Source organism: Caballeronia jiangsuensis, assembly GCF_046030135.1.
GTDB lineage: Bacteria > Pseudomonadota > Gammaproteobacteria > Burkholderiales > Burkholderiaceae > Caballeronia > Caballeronia jiangsuensis.
This window is the reverse complement of record NZ_JAQQDB010000048.1, coordinates 26,357-41,317: the sequence shown is the minus strand read 5'-3', so window position 1 is coordinate 41,317 and position 14,961 is coordinate 26,357. Positions and strand designations below refer to the sequence as shown.

Annotated in this window: 14 protein-coding genes; 6 read left to right on the top strand and 8 right to left on the bottom strand. The window is 61.4% G+C overall.

The genetic code is table 11. From position 1 onward, the window contains the following. The first annotated feature begins 1 nt into the window (after position 1). Complete coding sequence (locus PQR08_RS33145; RefSeq protein ID WP_238213135.1) at positions 2-1,390, top strand: MFS transporter; 1,389 nt, start codon at positions 2-4, stop codon at positions 1,388-1,390. Here the strand turns inward: PQR08_RS33145 and PQR08_RS33140 are convergent. Then, the gene (locus tag PQR08_RS33140) at positions 1,385-1,543 is read right to left on the bottom strand and encodes a hypothetical protein (RefSeq protein WP_238213137.1); all 159 of its coding nucleotides are present in this window, start codon (positions 1,541-1,543) and stop codon (positions 1,385-1,387) included. The genes PQR08_RS33145 and PQR08_RS33140 overlap by 6 nt on opposite strands. A gap of 44 nt (positions 1,544-1,587) precedes the next feature. Between PQR08_RS33140 and PQR08_RS33135 the strand changes: the two genes are divergently transcribed. Next, the gene (locus tag PQR08_RS33135) at positions 1,588-1,785 is read left to right on the top strand and encodes a DUF2934 domain-containing protein (protein WP_238213139.1); all 198 of its coding nucleotides are present in this window, start codon (positions 1,588-1,590) and stop codon (positions 1,783-1,785) included. Positions 1,786-1,888: 103 nt separating this feature from the next. Then, positions 1,889-3,670, top strand: coding sequence for a RecQ family ATP-dependent DNA helicase (locus PQR08_RS33130; RefSeq protein ID WP_408163742.1), 1,782 nt, complete (start codon positions 1,889-1,891; stop codon positions 3,668-3,670). A gap of 109 nt (positions 3,671-3,779) precedes the next feature. On the opposite strand, the gene PQR08_RS33125 is transcribed toward PQR08_RS33130, so the two are convergent. Then, positions 3,780-5,096: a Gfo/Idh/MocA family protein gene (locus PQR08_RS33125; protein ID WP_250484387.1), complete on the bottom strand. Its 1,317-nt coding sequence runs from the start codon at positions 5,094-5,096 to the stop codon at positions 3,780-3,782. 168 nt (positions 5,097-5,264) lie between these two features. Here PQR08_RS33125 and PQR08_RS33120 point away from each other — a divergent pair, with 168 nt between their 5' ends. The 3 genes from PQR08_RS33120 (at position 5,265) to PQR08_RS33110 (ending at position 8,261) form a co-directional block, all read left to right on the top strand. Next, the gene (locus tag PQR08_RS33120; protein WP_250484388.1) at positions 5,265-5,696 is read left to right on the top strand and encodes a hypothetical protein; all 432 of its coding nucleotides are present in this window, start codon (positions 5,265-5,267) and stop codon (positions 5,694-5,696) included. Then, entirely contained in the window at positions 5,693-6,904 is a 1,212-nt protein-coding gene (locus tag PQR08_RS33115; RefSeq protein WP_250484389.1) for a DUF2252 family protein, read from the top strand. The genes PQR08_RS33120 and PQR08_RS33115 overlap by 4 nt, the downstream gene beginning before the upstream one ends. 106 nt (positions 6,905-7,010) lie before the next feature. Then, positions 7,011-8,261, top strand: coding sequence for an MFS transporter (locus PQR08_RS33110; RefSeq protein ID WP_250484390.1), 1,251 nt, complete (start codon positions 7,011-7,013; stop codon positions 8,259-8,261). Positions 8,262-8,768: 507 nt separating this feature from the next. On the opposite strand, the gene PQR08_RS33100 is transcribed toward PQR08_RS33110, so the two are convergent. The 6 genes from PQR08_RS33100 to PQR08_RS33075 all read right to left on the bottom strand — a co-directional run bounded on the left by PQR08_RS33100 (position 8,769) and on the right by PQR08_RS33075 (position 14,789). Beyond that, complete coding sequence (locus PQR08_RS33100) at positions 8,769-10,508, bottom strand: ABC transporter substrate-binding protein (RefSeq protein WP_187603336.1); 1,740 nt, start codon at positions 10,506-10,508, stop codon at positions 8,769-8,771. A gap of 102 nt (positions 10,509-10,610) precedes the next feature. Then, on the bottom strand, positions 10,611-10,892 hold the full coding sequence (locus PQR08_RS33095; RefSeq protein ID WP_250484391.1) for a DUF2160 domain-containing protein: 282 nt from the start codon (positions 10,890-10,892) through the stop codon (positions 10,611-10,613). Continuing rightward, positions 10,892-11,704, bottom strand: coding sequence for a carbohydrate ABC transporter permease (locus PQR08_RS33090; protein ID WP_061173924.1), 813 nt, complete (start codon positions 11,702-11,704; stop codon positions 10,892-10,894). Before PQR08_RS33090 ends, PQR08_RS33095 begins: the two co-directional genes overlap by 1 nt. Further along, positions 11,694-12,590, bottom strand: a complete 897-nt coding sequence (locus tag PQR08_RS33085; protein WP_238213146.1) for a carbohydrate ABC transporter permease — start codon at positions 12,588-12,590, stop codon at positions 11,694-11,696. Before PQR08_RS33085 ends, PQR08_RS33090 begins: the two co-directional genes overlap by 11 nt. Then, entirely contained in the window at positions 12,587-13,711 is a 1,125-nt protein-coding gene (locus PQR08_RS33080; protein ID WP_250484392.1) for an ABC transporter ATP-binding protein, read from the bottom strand. Before PQR08_RS33080 ends, PQR08_RS33085 begins: the two co-directional genes overlap by 4 nt. Beyond that, positions 13,698-14,789 (bottom strand): ABC transporter ATP-binding protein, encoded by a 1,092-nt coding sequence (locus tag PQR08_RS33075; protein ID WP_250484393.1) that lies wholly within the window; start codon positions 14,787-14,789, stop codon positions 13,698-13,700. The genes PQR08_RS33080 and PQR08_RS33075 overlap by 14 nt, the downstream gene beginning before the upstream one ends. Between the last annotated feature and the right edge of the window lie 172 nt (positions 14,790-14,961).

Sequence of the window (14,961 nt, the reverse complement as noted above, 5' to 3'; positions counted from 1 at the left end):
CATGGACGCCAACGAATTGCGGCGTGAGCCGGTGAACGTGCGCGACATCATTGACGAGGCGCGCGTGTCGCGCTTCCAGATCATGATCGGACTGCTGTGCTTTCTGATCGTGGCGCTGGATGGATTCGATATCGCCATCATCGGCTTTATCGCGCCGCATGTGCGCAGCGACTGGAACCTGTCGGTGATGGCGCTCGGACCGCTTTTCAGCGCCGGTCTGCTCGGTCTGATGCTGGGCGCCTTCCTGAGCGGGCCGTTGGCGGACCGCATCGGGCGGCGCGGCGTGCTGATCCTGTCGGTCGCGTGGTTTGGCGCGGCGTGCCTTGCATCGGCAGCGGCGCCGGATATCGTGTGGCTCGTGGCGCTGCGCTTCCTGACCGGCTTCGGACTGGGCGGCGCGATGCCGAATGCAATCACGCTCACATCGGAATTCAGTCCGGAGCGGCGGCGCGGTACCTTGCTGACCTTGATGTTCTGCGGCTTCTCGCTGGGCTCCGCGCTGGGCGGCGTGGTCACGGCGTATCTGGTCGCGAAGTTCGGCTGGCGAGGCGTGCTGATCATCGGCGGGCTGCTTCCGTTGATGCTGGTGCCGGTCTTGTGGCTCGCGTTGCCCGAATCGGTTCGCTTCCTCGCGCTCGGCAAGGGAAACGAAATGCATATCGCAGCGATCCTGAAACGCGTGGCGCCCGATCGCGCGGCAGCCGAGCAACGCTACTTCGCATCCGACGAGCGGGCCAGTGCTTCGCCCGTCAGGCGCCTCTTCGATCCCGATTATCGGCGCGGCACGCTGCTATTGTGGCTCGCGTTCTTCATGAGCCTGCTGCTCCTCTACATGCTGATCAACTGGCTCCCGATTCTCGGAGCGCGTTCGGGCCTGTCCCTCAAACAGGCGTCGGTTTTCGCGGGCCTGCTGCAAGGCGGAGGCGTGCTTGGGGCGATCGTACTGGGCGTCATGATCGACCGGTTCGACGCCTACAAGGTCGTGAGCGCGGCTTATCTCATCGGCGCTGCGGCGGTCGCATCGCTCGCGGTTGCGGGCTCGGCCTGGTGGCTTGCCGCGTGCATCTTCCTGACGGGCTTTTGCGTGAGCGGCTCGCAGGTTTGCGCGAATGTCATCGCATCGGGTTTCTATCCGACATCGAGCCGGGCGACGGGCGTGGCCTGGGCGCTCGGCGTCGGGCGGATCGGTGCGATCGCGGGATCGTTTGGTGGCGCGTTGATGCTGTCAGCGGGCTGGTCCAACGCAGCGCTCTATCTCATCCTGGCAGTCCCCGCGACACTGTCCGCCGCGGGTATCTTCTTCGCCGGCGCCCGTCGAGCGCGGATAAGGGCGGCTTCGTCTGGCGCGGACGCTGCACTGGACATGCCCGGTACCGAGATGGGCTCATAGCCGATCCGCCGCTTCGGTCGGCATTGCCGCGGCATTGCCTTTCAGGCGGCGCCGGCCGAGAAGCAGATTCCTGCAGGCAATTTGCGCAAGGTCTTTCCGAAAGACGGGCGCAGGGAACGCACGCGGCACGATGGTTGCGTCATCGTCGTGCAAGCTTCGATCCGGCGGCGACATTGCCGCATTACAGGGAGAAGGTCATGGATGATCAGAAAGAGCAAGACCGCATTCGTCGTCGTGCCTATGAGATATGGGAGCGGGAAGGCTCCCCTGAGGGGCGCGCGGAGGAGTTCTGGGAGCAGGCGATAGCGTCGATCAGCGCAGAGGACGCGCAAGGCGTAACTCCGAGCAATGCCGCCGCGGACGAGCCCGTACAACAGGAAAGGACCAGCGAGTAGATCACTCGTCGTAAGAATCGGACTTCCGCTGCTTACATGGCGCGCAGAGTGCGTCTGCTCGTCTAATGCTCGAGCCTGGTACAACCTCGAACGATCGACTCGTATGCATCCGACTATGACGCCCGCGCGCAAGCCGCTCGACCGGGAACTGGAAATTGCGCTGCGCCGCGTCTTCGGTTTTCCGAATCTGCGAGCAGGCCAGGAAGACGTCATTCGCAGCGTGATGGACGGGCACGATACCTTGGCGGTCATGCCTACCGGCGCGGGCAAGTCGCTCTGTTACCAACTGCCAGCGCTGCAATTCGAAGGCATGACGATCATCGTATCGCCGCTTATATCGCTCATGCGCGATCAGGCAACGAAGTTGACCGAAGCCGGCATTGCAAATGCGGTGCTCAACAGCGCGCTCTCGGCGAGCGAATTGCACGATGCAATGGATGCTCTCTCCAGACACGCCTTGCGCATGCTTTTCGTTACACCGGAACGTCTGGTCGATACGGAGTTTCTCGCGGATCTCAAGGGATTGGATGTGCCCGAGATCGCGCTGGTAGTCGTCGACGAGGCGCACTGCATCTCCCAGTGGGGGCACGATTTTCGTCCCGCGTATGTCGAACTGATTCAGGCGATAAAGTTATTGGGCCGCCCGCCGGTACTCGCACTCACCGCAACGGCGACGCCTGCGGTCATGACCGATATCATGCGCGAGCTTCAGATGCGGCAGGCCAATGTCATTCATACGGGCGTCTATCGCGACAATCTGCGTTTCGCCGTCGAACAAATGACGAACCCCGAGGATAGGCGCAAGCGCGCCGTAGAGTTGGCGTGCAGCGAGAAGGGCAGCGGCATCGTCTATTGTGCGACCGTCGCGGAATGCGAGGCGCTTCATGCGGCCCTGATCGAAGCGGGCGTGGAAGCCGAGCGCTATCACGGCAAGCTCGCGGCAAGCGTGCGATCGGCGTCACAGGATGCTTTCATGGAGGACCGCGCGCGTGTAATGGTCGCAACCAATGCGTTCGGCATGGGCATCGACAAGCCCGATATCCGCTTCGTCATCCATGCGCAGATGCCGGGCAGTCTCGATGCGTACTATCAGGAAGCAGGTCGGAGTGGACGCGACGGCGAGCCGGCCTGCTGCACGTTGCTGTTCGAACTGAAGGACAAGCAGGTGCAGCAGTTTTTTCTGAGCGGCCGCTATCCCAGTGCGCAGACCATCGAACGCGTTGCGCGGACCGTGCGTGAACTCGCGAACGAAACGAGCAGCAAGACGCTGGAGAAGCCGCTCGAGCGCCTGCGTCACGCGTTGCCTGACGTGGGCGCGAACAAGTTGCGCGTTGCGGCAACTTTGCTTCACGATATCGGCATGACGCGCCGCACGCGCCACGGTGGCATGAAGCTGACCGATGAGGACGGCAGCCAGGCCGAGGCGAAACTCGGCGATGCATCGCACGCCTATGCAGCGCGCGCCGAGCGAGACCGGGACGTGCTGGAACGCATGATCAGCTATGCGCAAAGCGCTCAGTGCCGCTGGCGCATTCTGCTCGACTACTTCGCGCACAACACGGACTCCGCATCGGACGTTCGCTACGCCCCGCCAAATGATGAACTCGGCGATAAGACATGTGGTGTATGCGATAACTGCCTGCATCCACCGGAAGTGATGGAGAGCCCACGCGAGCTTGTCGAACACGCCCGAAAGGAAGAAGAGACAAAGCCCAAGCGGACGATGCCGACATTCGAGCGAGGCGAACGGGTCGTCGTGCGTCGCTATGGCGAAGGTATCGTCGAAATGGTCAGCGGCGAAAGCGTGGCTGTGCGTTTTCCTCACGACGAGACGCGCACGTTCATCGCGCGCTATTTGAAACGAAGTCGCACCGCGTCGTCATGAGGCCCGCCTAGGGTATCTCACGTTCGGACTCGCTTGCCGCTGCGGAATGCGCGATCAGAATGATCCCGGACGTGTCCTCGTCCGCACGAAGGGTGAATCGCAGAACTTCTCAAAACTCTTCCATCTGCGGATCGGGGCCGCGTGTCGGGACTGCGGGCGCGGCGAGCCTGATTGCGCGGCCGGTGCGCGCGGACTCGTAGATCGCCTCGATGATGCGCTGATCCTGTAAGCCTTCTTCGCCCGGTGTGTGCGGCACGATGTCATCTTTCACGCACACCGACATGTGATCGATCTCGCGCGCAAACTGATTCTGCGGATCGATCTGCACTTCGGTGGTCGCGCTCTTGCCGTCCAGCAATGTGCCGTGCCGCATGCGCAATCCGTTGTAGCCGAACGCCGGATCCATCTCCACCCAGCCCTGCGCGCCCTGCAGCCTGAAGAAACGCGACTCGTGACTTGCATAGCTCGAGATGCACGTCGCCGTCAGTCCGCTTGGAAATCGCAGGATGAAGTGCACGGACGCCTCCACTTCGACAAAGCGTGGATCGGACTCCGGCCGATACACCGTCGCGATGACTTCCTGCGGCTCCTCGCCGGAAAGAAAGCGCACTGCATTCAGGCAGTAAAGCCCGATATCGGGCAATGCACCGCCGCCCGCCAGCGCTTTGTTCAATCGCCATTGCGACGGATCGCCGACGTTCTGTGAATTGCCCGCGATGAACTCGCGCAGCGGCCCAAGTTGCCTGTCCTTCACCATCTTCGCGATCATGCGATCCATCGGCTCGTATTGGCTGCGATATGCGATCATGAGTTTGCGGTTCGCGCGCTTCATCGCGTCGACCATTGCCTGGCAATCGGCGACGCTGTTCGCCATGGGCTTTTCGCAGAGCACGTGCTTGCCTATCTTCGCGGCGCGCAACGTGAATTCCTTGTGCATGCCGTTGGGTAAGACGATGTAGACGACCTGCACGCGCGGGTTGTCGGCGAGGCGCTCGAAACTCGGATAGTCGTGGACGTCAGCCTCCGGCACGCCGTACTGGTGCGCGACGCGCAGCGCCTTCGTGCGATCGCCCGAAACCAGCGCGGAGACCTTCGAGTATTTGCACTGCGCGAGCGCGGGCAGGATCTGATTGAGCGACAGTCGACCGAGTCCGACGATCGCATAACCGATGCGATCGTCGGGCGGCAGGTTGGCGTCCGGCGTCTCTTCCTTCTGCTCGGTGTTCGGATCCTGAATCAGCGGGAGCTTGACTTGATTGGCGTCGGCGCCCGTCGGACCGGCAGCCCACGCGCTGCCGGCCGAAGCGGCGGTGAGCGCAACCGCGATGCCCGCGCTTCCGCGTAACAAGAACGAGCGCCGCCCGGTTTCTGGCGGAGTGGAAGTCGATTCGGATTCAGCGAGCGTAGGGTCGTTGCGGACAGGCATCGGAGGCTCCAGGGATAGGCGTGATGCGGCAGGGCCGTCCGGTGGAAATCGGCCGTCGCGGTGTTGCGACAGTGTCAGCATTGACCGTGCCGTCGGCTCGTCGACTGCGGGTGAGGCGAGTTTTTTTGGGGAACCGAACTCTTCCGTTTCGTCCTCGACGGCGTGTGCGTGCGCGCTTCGAGTCCGGATCGTCGCTCGGCGCTGCTCGATCGCATGGGGCAATCGCAATGCGGCGGGCTGAAAGCGAAGGAGAGAGCCGCTCGCGTCGCGATCGAGCGAGTACGCGATTGCGCGAGCGACTATCTGCGAGCACTGGCTGCGTGGATGCGCGGCGGCGGACCGCTGCCAACGGCCGAACGTTTTCTCGGGCCGCTGAACGATACGTCCGCGGCTATCCGGTCCGACATCGCGGCCGCTATTTCCGGCATCGACGCAGATTTACGTCAGTTGCAGTCGTTGTCGACGCTGTCGTTCGCACTGGAACAGGTCGGGGGAAATCTGGACAGCATCGCCGGGCACTTTGCCGATCGCGTAAGCCGTTTGGAAGACAACGGCACAGCTCCTGCTCTGCTGATCAGTCACCCACGGCAAACAACATGACCAAGAACAGCGAAGCGAACAAGCGGATGCCCGCGCCCGATGACCGACAGGCGCTTCTCAACGAACTGCGCCGTTGCAAGATGGCGCGCTCGCCGCACGCATACGTCAGGGGCAATACAGAACGATTTTACGAGTGGGTGATCGAGGCGAACGGAGACTCGCTGCCTCACGGCCCGGCGATCTGGATTTGCGGCGACTGCCACACCGGCAATCTCGGGCCGATCGCCAATGCGAAAGGCAAAGTGGAGATCCAGATTCGCGACCTCGATCAGACGGTGATCGGCAATCCCGTGCATGACGTCGTCCGCCTGGGATTGTCGCTGGCGACGGCTGCGCGCGGGTCCTCATTGTCCGGCCTGAACGTCGTGCGAATGATCGAGGCGTTGGCTGCCGGATATGAATCGGCGTTCGCAGGTGAGGTCATTGACATCAAACGTCCTGAACCCGTTCACGTAACGATGAAGGAAGCCGTGCGCCGGTCGTGGCAGCATCTCGCGCGTGAGCGCATCGACGATCTGCATCCCGCGATTCCCCTGGGAAAGCGATTCTGGCCTCTTGCCAGAGACGAGCGAAAGGCGATCGAAGCGCTTTTCGCCGACGAAGACATTGCGAGTCTGCCGACCAGCCTGAAGGGTCGCAAAGACTCGGGCGAGGTTGTCGTGCTGGACGCGGCGTATTGGGTGAAGGGTTGCAGTTCCCTCGGCCGTCTGCGCTATGCGGTCCTGCTCGATGTCGATGGTGGCGTCGTGGAAGGCGACGACCTGTGTCTGATGGACATCAAGGAAGGCGTGAAGCCCGCGGCGCCCCGTTATGACGATGTGGCGATGCCGCGCGACAACGCGTTGCGTGTCCTTGAAGGTGCCCGAAACCTCTCGCCGTATCTCGGTGAGCGAATGCGCGCAGCGCGCCTGCTCGATCGCGGCGTCGTTATCCGCGAGTTGTTGCCGCAGGACATGAAGCTCGAGATCGAGGAACTCGGCAAGGATGACGCGATGCACGTCGCGCACTATCTCGCGGCTGTCGTAGGTAAGGCGCATGCGCGGCAGATGGACGACGCAACGAAGCGGGAGTGGCGAGCGGAACTCGGTCGCAATCGATCGAAGACCATCGACGCGCCGCTATGGCTTTGGAACAGCATCGTCCAATTGGTGAGCAACCATGAAGCGGGGTACCTCGAGCATTGTCGGCGTTACGCGACCGGAACTTGACTGTACGATCTAATCCGATTGCTCGATGCGGTCGCGCTCGCTGTGCGTGCTCGGAGGCATGCCTGGCTTTTCTGGTTGGGCAACAGACTCGCGATCTTCGCGCGACATGGAAGACGACCAAATGACCGTAGGGCGTTCGCTGCGTTCGATAAGCGTGATGCGCGCAAAAGGCTTCATGCCGCTCTGGACCGCCGGAGCGGTGTCGACCTCGATGATGTGGCTCGAAATGCTGGCCGCCGCGCTGTTCACCTTCAAGGCGACGAACTCCGCCGTGGACGTTGCGGTGGTCTCTGCCTGCCGAAGTCTGCCGCTTCTTCTAAGCGGAGCGATCATGGGCGTGGTCGCCGAGGCAGTGGACCGGAAGAAGATCGTGCTTTTCGGATTGCTACTGGCGAGCGCTTCGTCGACGACGGTCGCGGTCTTGTCGTTCCTCGGCGCGCTGTCTACGTGGCAACTTTGCGCTGCCGCGTTCGTGAGCGGTGTCGTCTATGCCACCGAGATGCCTGCACGACGGCGCATGATCGCCGAGACGGCAGGTACCGCGAAGGCGTCTCGCGCGGTCGCCATCGACAGCATGACCAACTATGCGACGCGATGCATCGGTCCGTTGCTGGGAGGCTGGATCTACGGAGCGCTCGGCGTCGCTACATCGTACTTTCTTTCTGCGGCGGCTTCTCTTTGCGCCGCCGCGCTCATTTACCGACTCGATACCGTGCAAGTGTCGACCGGGCGGCTTTCCTTGTCCCGGATTTGCGGAGATCTCATCGAAGCAGGGCGTTATGCGCGCGACAGCAGAACGATCATGGCGCTTCTTACCGTGACGGTTATCACGAACTTGTGCGGTTACAGCTACAACGTTCTGCTGACGCCTCTCGGAAGAGAGACCTTCAACCTGTCGGCCTTGATGATTGGCGTGCTGTCCTCTGCGGAACCGGCGGGTTCCTTTGTCGCCGGCGCGGTGATAGGAAGCGCTCGGATGCGCCGGCACTCTCTTCGCTGGTTGCTGTCGGGATCGATCCTCCTCTTTCTGGCGATAGCGGTTGCCGGATTCGCGAGCTCATACCAATGCCCGGTTGCCTTGTTGCTGCTTGTGCTCTTCATCGGCGGACTCGGGAGCGCCGCGTACAACATTCATCAGACGACCATCGTGATCGAGTCCGTGCCCGGTGCCATGCGCAGCCGTGTCTTCGGCCTCGTGACTGTGGGAATCGGATGTTGGCCAATCGGAACGCTGCTGGCCGGCGCACTTGCAGCGGCGATCGGACCGACCGGAGCGCTGATGCTGTTGGGCTTGACTGGCATCGCTGGTAACGGCCTATTGGCACTCCGTGCAGCGCAGGCTGGATGGCTTCGGTAGCTCGGCTTTCGGCGACGCAAGCGCTTGCGCGACGCTCTTTATCCTCGAATCGAGAGCCGGGCGCCGCGCGATTCGCTCATCGGTGTGCAAGCATGTACTGACGCTTCGGCACGAACGCACGAACGCGACGCGGCTAAAGACCTCGGACTTTGACGACTCCGATGCGGTACGGCGCTACGAAGGTGGGCCAATCCACATGCTGCGCCAGCGGCAGACCTTCAATAACTACCACCTTCGCTCGTGCCCTGTGAAAGAGAGCAATGCACGGCGCCGGGAAATTGTTTCGAGAAGGGTAGAGCAGGCCGTCGAAGATCGGTCCTTCCTTCGGTATCAGTCAACCCGTGGGTCCGCCCGGAGATACGCTGCATGTAACGTCGGCTGGCAAGTAGCGTCTCGACGTAGGCGCCGCGCTGCTGCGGATGCAATTCGTCGACAGGACGCGATAAAAAAACGGCGGCACCATCAAGTGCCGCCTATTCATAAGAGCGCCGAGCGCCGTCGGATGACTTACCGCACCTTGCCCGCCTTCCACGCCGACAGCAGTTGCTCATACTTCACTGTTTCGCCCTTCGGCTTTTCGTTGGCGAGCGCCTTCCACGGCGCGTGTTGGTCCGACAGCCACTTGGACGGATCGCTTTGCGCATTCAGCTCCGGCGCGCAAACCTTCATGCCGGCCCGCTGCAAACGGGACAACACCTGGTCCATTTCCTTCGCGAGGTTATCCATTGCAGCCTGAGGCGTCTTTTCGCCGGCGACGGCGGTGCCGACGTTCTTCCACCAGAGTTGCGCCATCTTCGGATAGTCGGGCACGTTGTTGCCGGTCGGCGTCCACGCGACGCGCGCCGGGCTGCGATAGAACTCGATCAAGCCGCCGTACTTGTCCGCGTTTTTCGTGAAGTAGTCGCTATGAATGTCAGAATCGCGAATGAACGTGAGGCCGACAATCGACTTCTTGAGCGACACGCTCTTCGACGTCACGAACTGCGCGTACAGCCACGCGGCGGCGCGCTGATTCGGCGGCGTCGACTTGAAGAACGTCCACGAGCCGACGTCCTGATAGCCGTTTTGCATGCCGTCCTTCCAGTAAGCGCCGTGCGGGGAGGGCGCCATGCGCCACTTCGGCGTGCCGTCCGCATTCGTGACGTTGCCAGGCTTGAGCATCGACGCCGTGAACGCGGTGTACCAGAACACCTGTTGCGCGATCCGGCCTTGCGCGGGCACAGGGCCCGCTTCGCTGAAGGTCATGCCCGACGCTTCTGGCGGCGCGTATTTCTTCAGCCAGTTGATGTATTTGGTCGTCGCATAGACTGCTGCCGGGCTGTTAGTGCCACCGCCGCGCGACACCGACGCGCCTACCGCATGACAGCCGTCAGGCGTCACGCGAATGCCCCATTCGTCGACGGGCATGCCATTCGGAATGCCCTTGTCGGCTTCGCCCGCCATGGAAAGCCATGCGTCCGTGAAGCGCCAGCCGAGCGACGGGTCTTTCTTGCCGTAATCCATATGACCGTAGACTTTTTCTCCGTCGATGGTTTTCACGTCGTTCGTAAAGAACTCGGCGATGTCTTCATACGCGGACCAGTTGACCGGCACGCCGAGATCGTAGCCATATTTCGCCTTGAACTTGTCCTGCAAGTCCTTGCGTGCGAACCAGTCCGCGCGGAACCAGTAAAGGTTCGCGAACTGCTGATCGGGAAGCTGATAAAGCTTTTTGTCCGGCGCGGTCGTAAAACTCGTGCCGATAAAGTCTTTCAGGTCAAGACCGGGGTTCGTATATTCCTTGCCTTCGCCTGTCATGTAATCGGAGAGCGGAACGATCACGCCATAGCGATAGTGCGTGCCGATCAGGTCCGAGTCCGAGATCCAGCCGTCGTAAATGCTTTGCCCGGATTGCATCGAGGTCTGCAATTTCTCGACGACGTCCCCTTCCTGAATGATGTCGTGCTTCACCTGAATGCCGGTGATTTCACTGAACGCGGTGGCAAGCGTTTTGGATTCGTAGGTATGCGTATCGATCGTTTCCGATACTACGTGAACCTCCTTGACGCCTTGCGATTTGAGTTTCGCCGCGGTGTCGATGAACCATTTCATCTCGTCCATCTGTTGCTGCTTCGAAAGCGTGCTTGGTTGAAACTCGCTATCCACCCATTTCTGCGCCTCAGGCGTGCCCGCCAGAGCCTGGTTCGCGAAGGCACCAGACACGATGCTTGCCACTGCCAGCGCGACGATCCGTCTCCTCTGATGCATGGTCTTCTCCTGTGTCTTCCGTGCCCCTTCGATCTTGCCGGCACCCGCTGGGGGCATCAGCGGAACCGGAAGTTGTCAGTCTTCATTGCATGTGTCGGCTTTCTAGCCCTTCCACATGATCGCGAGCAACACCAGCACCGAGGCTGTGAAGCCCGGCCAGGAACTCGAGCCCTCGGCGCTGATTGCGAGCCACGCGAGATTCACAAACGCGGCAGTCAGCAGGCCGATGAACAGGCGATCACCGCGAGTCGTCGCGATAGGCAGAAAGCCCTTGCGTTCATGAGTCGGCGAGCGCAGTTCCCATACCGTCATGCCACCCAGCATAACGACGATGCAACCGAAGAAGATCGCCACCTCGGGCGTCCAGTACATCCACGTGAACATCACACTCTCCCCATCGCGAAACCCTTGGCGATGTAGTTGCGCACGAAGTAGATCACCAGCGCGCCGGGAACGATGGTCAGCACGCCCGCCGCCGACAGAACGCCCCAGTCCATGCCGGCCGCCGACACGGTGCGCGTCATCACGGCCGCGATAGGTTTCGCGTTGACCGACGTCAGCGTGCGCGCGAGCAGCAGTTCGACCCAGCTGAACATGAAGCAGAAAAAAGCCGTGACGCCGACGCCCGATTTGATGAGCGGCAGGAAGATCTTCACGAAGAAAGCGGGAAACGTGTAGCCGTCTATGTACGCGGTTTCGTCGATTTCGCGCGAGACGCCCGACATGAAGCCTTCGAGAATCCACACGGCAAGCGGCACGTTGAACAGCATGTGCGCAAGTGCGACGGCAATGTACGTGTCGGTCAGGCCGACGCTCGAATAGAGCTGGAAAAACGGCAGCAAGAATACGGCGGGCGGCGTCATGCGGTTGGTGAGGAGCCAGAAGAACATGTGCTTGTCGCCGAGAAATCGATAACGTGAGAACGCGTACGCGGCAGGCAGCGCGACCAGCACCGACATCACCGTGTTCATCAGCACGTAGATGATCGAATTGATGTAGCCCCAGTACCACGAAGGATCCGTGAAGATCACCTTGTAGTTTTCGAACGTGACGTGCTGCGGCAGCGTGGCGAACGTCGACATGGTCTCCTCGTTTGTGCGCAGGGAGATCGAGAACATCCAGTAAAGCGGAATCAGCGCGAACAGCATATAGACCACGAGCATCAACGTCCGCATCCAGCGGCGCTTATCCTGCATGGTCGTCTCCTTGCGCGGCGGGGCCACCTTTGCCCACGCGGCTCATCCAGTTATAGAGAATGAAGCACAGCAGCAGAATGATCAGGAAATAGATCAGCGAGAAAGCCGCGGCCGGGCCAAGATCGAACTGGCCGACCGCTTTTTGTGTCAGATACTGACTGAGGAAGGTTGTGGAATCGCCGGGACCGCCGCCTGTCAGCACGAACGGCTCGGTATAGATCATGAAGCTGTCCATGAAGCGCAGCAGCACGGCGATCATCAGCACGCCGCGCATCTTCGGCAATTCGATGTAGCGGAATACCGCAAAACGGCTTGCGCCATCTATTTCCGCAGCCTGATAGAAGGCGTCCGGAATCGCGCGCAAGCCCGCATAGCAGAGCAGCGCGACGAGCGGGGTCCAGTGCCAGATGTCCATCACCAGCACGGTGAGCCATGCGGCCGTGGGACTCGCCGTGTAGTTGTAGTCGAAGCCAAGACTATTGAGCCAGTAACCGAGCAGTCCGATGTCCGGGCGCCCGAAGATCTGCCAGATCGTGCCCACCACGTTCCATGGAATCAGCAACGGCATGGCAAGCACGACGAGCGTGGCCGATGCGCGCCATCCCGAAGCCGGCATCGAAAGTGCGAGGCCCACGCCCAATGGAATCTCAAACAGCAGAACGCACGCGGAGAAAATGACCTGTCTGCCGAGCGCTTCGCGCAAATCCGGATCGGTCATGATGTTGCGAAACCACTCCGTACCGACGAACACATGCTGCGTCGGGCCGATGATGTCCTGCACCGAATAGTTGACCACCGTCATTAGCGGCAGGATCGCGGAGAACGCGACGCAGATGAACACAGGAATGACCAGCAACCACGCTTTCTGATTGACGGGCTTGTTCATCGCGCGGCCCCATCGGAGATGCGTGTCTCGATTCTTTCGTCGTTGCAGAAGAACACGGTTTCAGGCGCGATGAGATGCAGCCAGGCAGGTCCGTCGACAATCCGCACATGCGGCTCGAGCCTCGCATTGAACACATTGCCGTCGCATTGCGCGGTAACCAGTTGATAGTTGCCGAGCTGCTGCGCGCGCAGCACCCGCGCGTTGACCGCGCCGGCTCCTCCTTCCTGCGAAAGGCGGACGAATTCCGGGCGAATCCCCAGTTTAAGCGCGCCGTTTGCCTGCTGATGCGCGGCACGTAGCGTCGCAAGCGTGCCGGCGTCGAGCGGCAAGCGCTGCGAGCCGATTTTTGCGCCGTCGGCATCGAGCTCGATCGGACAGAGATTCATGCCCGGACTGCCGATGAAGTAGCCCACAAAAGCGTGATCGGGCCGCAGAAAAAGCGCATCGGCTCCGCCCTTCTGAACGACGCGGCCATTTGTCATGACCACGACTTCATCGGCGAAAGTCAGCGCCTCTACCTGATCGTGCGTCACGTAGATAAGCGTGAGCTTGAGTTGCTGGTGGATCTTCTTCAACTGCCGGCGCAGGATCCACTTCATCGCGGGATCGATCACGGTCAACGGTTCGTCAAAGAGAATCGCCGCGACGTCCTTTCGCACGAGGCCGCGCCCGAGCGAGATTTTCTGCTTGGCGTCGGCGGCCAGATTGCTCGCCTTGTTCGGCAGGTCGTGCGTCATATCGAGAATATCCGCGACTTCGTGCACGCGCTTCGTGACTTCGGCAGCTGACATCTTGCGATTGCGCAGCGGAAACGCGAGGTTATCGAACACGGTCATCGTGTCGTAGACCACGGGGAACTGGAACACCTGGGCGATGTTGCGCTGGCGCGCGCCGAGCGCCGTCACGTCGCGTCCGTCGAACAGCACCTTGCCCTCCGACGGCCTGACGAGCCCCGACACGATGTTCAGCAGCGTGGTCTTGCCGCAACCCGATGGCCCGAGCAACGCATAAGCGCCGCCGGAATCCCAGACCATGCTCATGGGTTGAAGCGCGTAGTCGTCGAGCGTCGCGGGGCTCGGTCTGTACGCGTGCGCAAGGTTCTGGAACTCAATGCACGCCATAAGCCGCCTCCGGGCTGGACACCAGTTGAGTGTCCGCGCCGAACACAAACAGTTCGTCAGGGTCGATGAAAACGTCGAGCTGCGTGCCGAGCTCGATCTGATGCACGCCCTGCAACTGCGCTACCAGGTCGACCGCGCCGGTCAGCGTGCGCAAGTGCAGGTACGTTTCCGAGCCGCTCAGTTCAGCGAGTTCGAGCCGGCACGGAACCGCGATCGCATGAGAGGCCTTCGCCTGAAGACGCAGGTGTCCCGGCCGGATGCCGATGCGGCATGCGCCGTTCGCAGCGGGACCGTGCCGGACGGGAACCTCCACGCCGATCGGCAGACGCGCGCGGCCGTTGCCGCAGTCGCTCGTCAGCATGTTCATCGGCGGGTCGTTGAAGACGGCCGCGGCCGCGATGTTGACCGGCGCGTTATAGACATCGAGAGTCGGACCGAACTGCAGAATCCGGCCTTTGTCGACGATTGCCGTATAGCCGCCGAGCAGTAGCGCTTCGAGAGGCTCCGTGGTCGCGTAGACGACGGTCGTCTTGCCGTCAGCGAAAAGCGTAGCCAGTTCCATGCGCAATTCCTCGCGCAATTTGTAATCGAGATTCACGAGCGGTTCGTCGAGCAGCACCAGCGACGTGCGCTTCACGAGCGCACGCGCGAGCGCGCAGCGCTGCTGCTGGCCGCCCGACAGTTCACCTGGCCGCCGCTCCAGCAAATGGTCGATATGCAGTTTGGCTGCAACCTCCTGCACGCGCCGGCGGATTTCGGCAGGGTCGGCTTTTTGCAGGCGTAAAGGCGAGGCGATGTTCTCGGAAACCGTCATCGCCGGGTAGTTGATGAACTGCTGATAGACCATCGCGAGATTGCGCTGACGCACGCTGACGCCTGTCACGTCCTGGCCGTCGACGAGCACTCGGCCGCCGTTCGGCCTGTCCAGACCCGCCATCACGCGCATCAGCGTGGTTTTGCCGGCCTGGGTGGGTCCGAGAAGCACATTGATGGCGCCTGGGACGAGGCGCAAATCCACGCCGTAAAGATACGGTTGCCCGCCAGAAACGACACTGACTCGCTCCAATTCCAGGACCAAATCGCTCTCCTTTGCGGCGTGCGCGACGCCAGCCGCAGAAGCCGGCGCTTTAAGGTGGCGTCAATTGGATTGCACTTGGATTACATGCAGCAGCCAAAATGTCCCTTTTGTTGGTTTGCGTTTAAATCGGGGTAAACCTTACGACAGGATGAAATAGAGAGCATCCTCGGGG

Bases quoted from the DNA above. Each gene is read 5' to 3' on its own strand.
- PQR08_RS33125 (WP_250484387.1), bottom strand. From the start codon at position 5,096: ATGCCTGTCCGCAACGACCCTACGCTCGCTGAATCCGAATCGACTTCC.
- PQR08_RS33110 (WP_250484390.1), top strand. From the start codon at position 7,011: ATGGAAGACGACCAAATGACCGTAGGGCGTTCGCTGCGTTCGATAAGC.
- PQR08_RS33135 (WP_238213139.1), top strand. From the start codon at position 1,588: ATGGATGATCAGAAAGAGCAAGACCGCATTCGTCGTCGTGCCTATGAG.
- PQR08_RS33145 (WP_238213135.1), top strand. From the start codon at position 2: ATGGACGCCAACGAATTGCGGCGTGAGCCGGTGAACGTGCGCGACATC.
- PQR08_RS33095 (WP_250484391.1), bottom strand. From the start codon at position 10,892: ATGTTCACGTGGATGTACTGGACGCCCGAGGTGGCGATCTTCTTCGGT.
- PQR08_RS33130 (WP_408163742.1), top strand. From the start codon at position 1,889: ATGCATCCGACTATGACGCCCGCGCGCAAGCCGCTCGACCGGGAACTG.
- PQR08_RS33090 (WP_061173924.1), bottom strand. From the start codon at position 11,704: ATGCAGGATAAGCGCCGCTGGATGCGGACGTTGATGCTCGTGGTCTAT.
- PQR08_RS33080 (WP_250484392.1), bottom strand. From the start codon at position 13,711: ATGGCGTGCATTGAGTTCCAGAACCTTGCGCACGCGTACAGACCGAGC.
- PQR08_RS33100 (WP_187603336.1), bottom strand. From the start codon at position 10,508: ATGCATCAGAGGAGACGGATCGTCGCGCTGGCAGTGGCAAGCATCGTG.
- PQR08_RS33115 (WP_250484389.1), top strand. From the start codon at position 5,693: ATGACCAAGAACAGCGAAGCGAACAAGCGGATGCCCGCGCCCGATGAC.
- PQR08_RS33085 (WP_238213146.1), bottom strand. From the start codon at position 12,590: ATGAACAAGCCCGTCAATCAGAAAGCGTGGTTGCTGGTCATTCCTGTG.